Below are 3,949 nucleotides of genomic sequence, written 5' to 3'. Positions count from 1 at the left end.
AAGAATTTATCAAGGTCAATACCCATAACGAGGCGGTTTGACAAAAAACCGCGTTTTTATAGATAGTTCACTTTCCTATTTAATGCGGCCCGGTCGGACCCGTCGGCCCAGTGGGACCTATCGCACCATTCCCGCCGGTTGCCCCTGTGGCACCCGTGGCTCCAGTTGCACCCATCTGACCTTGCGGTCCCATCGGTCCCATCGGCCCGCGCTCACCACGGCAACCGCGCGGCCCCACCGGACCGGTAGCACCAGTCGGGCCGGTTGGTCCCCGCCTATCGTCCGCACCGCAATCACCGCAAAACGATTCAAGCCATTCGTCGGATGCACGATCTCTGCCGCCACATCCACCGAATTGAGGGCGATGATACATATCATTCTTCCTTTCGAAGGATTTGCCGAAAAAGCATCCGGCAGTTCAACCTATGCTTTCTCATAGCCTCTTGTCACTGTCTTACTGCTGCAAATCTGCAAAATACCGTCGATTATAGGAAACTGCCGGTGATTCCGGCCAATACACCGCAGCACGCTCATTCCATTCGGCTGCTTCTGCATGCCGCCCGAGCCGATCACAGCACATACACAATCCCAGACACGGAATATATCCATAGCACAGAGGCTTGACAAAAGCGCCATTTTGCTCCGCATACGGCACGCGCAAGGCGGTTTCATACCAAAACCGCGCCTGTTGCAGTCTGCCATCCTCCATTTCCAACGCTGCAAGCGCGCAACAGGTCTCTCCACGCGGGCTATCCAACGCAAAAGTGCGCACCAATGCTTGCCGTGCCTGCTCCCGATTCCCCAGCGCCAATGAACAGTCCGCCAAATTTCTGCACGCCTCAATTCGGTTTTCCACCCAGCCGTCCGGTCTCTGCAAAAAGTCCTCAAACGCAGTAACCGCTTGGGCAAACTGCTGGTGTATCATCAGTTCACGCGCATAGTAAAATTGTCCGCGTGCATCCAGATGTTCTCCGCGTGCCAACAGATTCTCATAAATCTGCAAATTCCGACCACTGTCCGATGCTTTTTCTTTACGATGCGTCACCGCCGCATCTCCATACTGAATGCGTCCGCATGGTGCGATGCATTCATGCACCGCACCCACCCAGCGGAATCCCGCTGCACGCCGCAGCAGCCGTTCCCGATAATAGGTATAAACCGGTCGATCACGCTCATCAAAAGCAGTATGGTATGGCAGCATGACCACGTCTGTCGTTTCATCTAGCTCCTGCTTTAGCTTCAATAAGCGCACCTTATCCTCCGGTTTGATTACATCATCTGCATCCAGCCACAGAATAAAATCCTTTGTTGCCTGCGCAAAGGAATAGTTCCGCGCGGCAGAAAAATCCTCACACCATACAAAATCAAAAACCTGCCCATACTGTGCAGCAATTTCCTTTGTCCGATCGGATGACCCGGTATCCACCACAATGATCTCATCCGCAACTTCAACCACGCTATCAAGGCATCGCGCTAATACCCCCTCCTCATCCTTCACAATCATGCACAAACTGATCGTAACCACAGAAATCCCTCCCATCCAGCGTATGCTTTTCATCGGCAAATGGGAACGGATAAAAATTGCCTCACCGGATGCATAAAAAATGTCTGTTACGTTTTTCCAAATTCTGCGTGGATTCTCTGTTTTTTTAACGCAATTTGATTTATAATAAAATATTGTAATGGGAGGTGTCTGTTATGAATGAAGCCTATCAAGATGCGCTGTTAAAAGTAGACAGCTACGGCGCTATTTTTATGTATGCCACACACAAAGACTTGACAACCGCACCGCGCCACATTATTCGCATGACCGAGCCGGTCGACCCGCGCGTACTGCTGGCAGCCGTGCGTACCACACTTGACCGCTATCCGCAGTTTGCACTCGGCCTTGTCCGCGGCGAAACACAATATCACTATCGCATTCTGACTCAGCCGCCCAAGGTGCTGCCAATGAACGACCTGTCACCGTATTACATTGGCTCGGAAGACACAAACGGCTATCTGTTCCTGTGCGGTTACAAGGATAATACAATCTATCTGGAATACCAGCATTGTATTTCGGACGGCCGCGGCTTTGACCAGTTCATCCGCACTATTCTGTATTATTATCTCAAGGGCATGGGGCACGATGTCGATCCCGGGCGCTCCATCCGTACCAATGAAACACAGTTTACGCCGCAGGATTGCGAAGACGGTTATCTGCGTCTGCGTGGCATGCCGCAATCCGATGCCGACCATCATCCGGATGTTCCCTCGTTTCATATGCCGGAGTATGACAGCCGCAACGACGATAACGAGCTGACCACCGAACTGACCATGTCGCTACCGCAGCTGCTCGAATACACCAAGGGCAACGGCGTAACGCCTATGACCTTCCTCATGACCGCGATCTCCATGGGCATGTACCGCACCTACTATCAGGGAACCGACCGCACCGAGCCGATCATCGCAGAAGTGCCGATGGATCTGCGCGCTTATGTCAAAACCACAACCACACGCTTCTTCGTCTCCCTGCTGGATCTGCCGTTTTTCTATGAATATTTCAGCATGCCGTTTCTGGAAGCCTGTCAGGCCTGCAAAGCCTACTTCGATACGCAGAAAAACCTGCCGCATGCGGTATTCTGGGCATTGAAAAATGCAAACCGTGTTGCAAAGTCGCACAAACTGGACATGCCCATCGACGAAAAGGAGCAGATGATGCGCCAACAAGCACGCGACTATATCCGCCGCGACAGCTTTATCCTGACCAACATCGGTGAATTCAAGCTGCCCCCCAGCATGGAGCCGCTTGTAGCCGATTATGCTGCGATTTTACCCTGTGCGTTTCAGCCTTTTGGTATTCTGGTCAGTTCGTATAAGGATACGCTCAAGGTCTCAATCTCCCAGCGTGACTTCAATTATCATCTTGTTGAGAATATCCGCGCTGTATTGCGTGAGATCGGCTTTGAAACCACTGCGCTGCCCTATACTTTTCACGTTACCCGCTATGACGGCCTGCGTCTGGCAAAGGACTAACAAAAGCAAAAACCACCGGATGCATCCGGTGGTTTTTTGTATGCTTTTATGCAGTTGTATAATAGATGACTGAAACCTCGCCGTTGACAACGGACGGATAGCAATGCCGGTACACATTTCCTGTGCTGACCGGAGCATCAATCTGGTGATATGGCTGCGTTACATCCACTGCCACACAGTTTGCTGCCGCGGGCATCGTAATGGTCTCACCGCTCTGCGCATCCTTGAACGAGAACTGTCCATCGGCATAAGTCACCGTGCGGTCGATTTCCTGCGGGTTGGTCAGTGTAATATACGTAACGCCGTCCTCCTGCCGCAGGTTGGTATATTGCATCAGGCCCTCATACTGCACACTGGAATCATAATTTTCAATCACCACATCACAGTAGCTCTGCGCACCGATGCAAAGATTGACCACATTGCCGCGCTGCTGGTAAACCGCATTGGTTCCCCCATCCAGCAAATGGGTCGCGCGATACAGCATGACCGCCATTTCCGCGCGGGTGACATTTGCCGTCGGGCTCAGCTTGCCGTTGGAGCCGCTGATTACTCTGGCATTGACCAATGCGCTGACCGCTTCGCGGGCATAGCTGGATATCTGGTCGATATCCGAATAGCCCGACAAATTTCCTGCCGGCAGTGTCAGCTGTGTCCGATCCAGCGTGCGCTTAAGAAATACCATGGCATCCTGCCGAGTCATGTTCTGGTCGGGCATAAAACGGTTATCGTCCGTACCCGTAGCAACACCAAAAGCCTTTGCCGCAGTAACGGACTTACTATAATACGTGTTGCCCGGCACATCCACAAAAGTGCCGTTGGAATCAATTAAGCCACTGTCCAGCGCTTCGCTCATGCCAAATGCACGATCCAGCATCACAATGAAATCCGCCCGGGTAATGGCGCTGCCCGGGTAAAACAGATGATTACCGCTCCC

3 protein-coding genes are annotated in these 3,949 nt (G+C 52.2%); 1 reads left to right on the top strand and 2 read right to left on the bottom strand.

From position 1 onward, the window contains the following. Nucleotides 1-454: 454 nt before the first annotated feature. The gene (locus ABGT74_RS10895) at nucleotides 455-1,525 is read right to left on the bottom strand and encodes a glycosyltransferase (protein ID WP_297283742.1); all 1,071 of its coding nucleotides are present in this window, start codon (nucleotides 1,523-1,525) and stop codon (nucleotides 455-457) included. 173 nt (nucleotides 1,526-1,698) lie between these two features. Here ABGT74_RS10895 and ABGT74_RS10890 point away from each other — a divergent pair, with 173 nt between their 5' ends. Next, complete coding sequence (locus tag ABGT74_RS10890) at nucleotides 1,699-3,015, top strand: hypothetical protein (protein ID WP_346705525.1); 1,317 nt, start codon at nucleotides 1,699-1,701, stop codon at nucleotides 3,013-3,015. A gap of 46 nt (nucleotides 3,016-3,061) precedes the next feature. On the opposite strand, the gene ABGT74_RS10885 is transcribed toward ABGT74_RS10890, so the two are convergent. Further along, nucleotides 3,062-3,949 (bottom strand): S-layer homology domain-containing protein (locus tag ABGT74_RS10885; protein ID WP_346705524.1); only part of this gene is annotated, 888 nt, incomplete at its 5' end.

Origin of the sequence: uncultured Agathobaculum sp., assembly GCF_963927765.1 — a bacterium.
GTDB lineage: Bacteria > Bacillota > Clostridia > Oscillospirales > Butyricicoccaceae > Agathobaculum.
Note: the sequence above shows the minus strand (reverse complement) of the source record. Positions and strands in the feature narration are given on the sequence as shown.

Excerpts from the sequence above, each read along its gene's own strand:
- ABGT74_RS10890 (WP_346705525.1), top strand. The coding sequence starts at position 1,699 with ATGAATGAAGCCTATCAAGATGCGCTGTTAAAAGTAGACAGCTACGGC.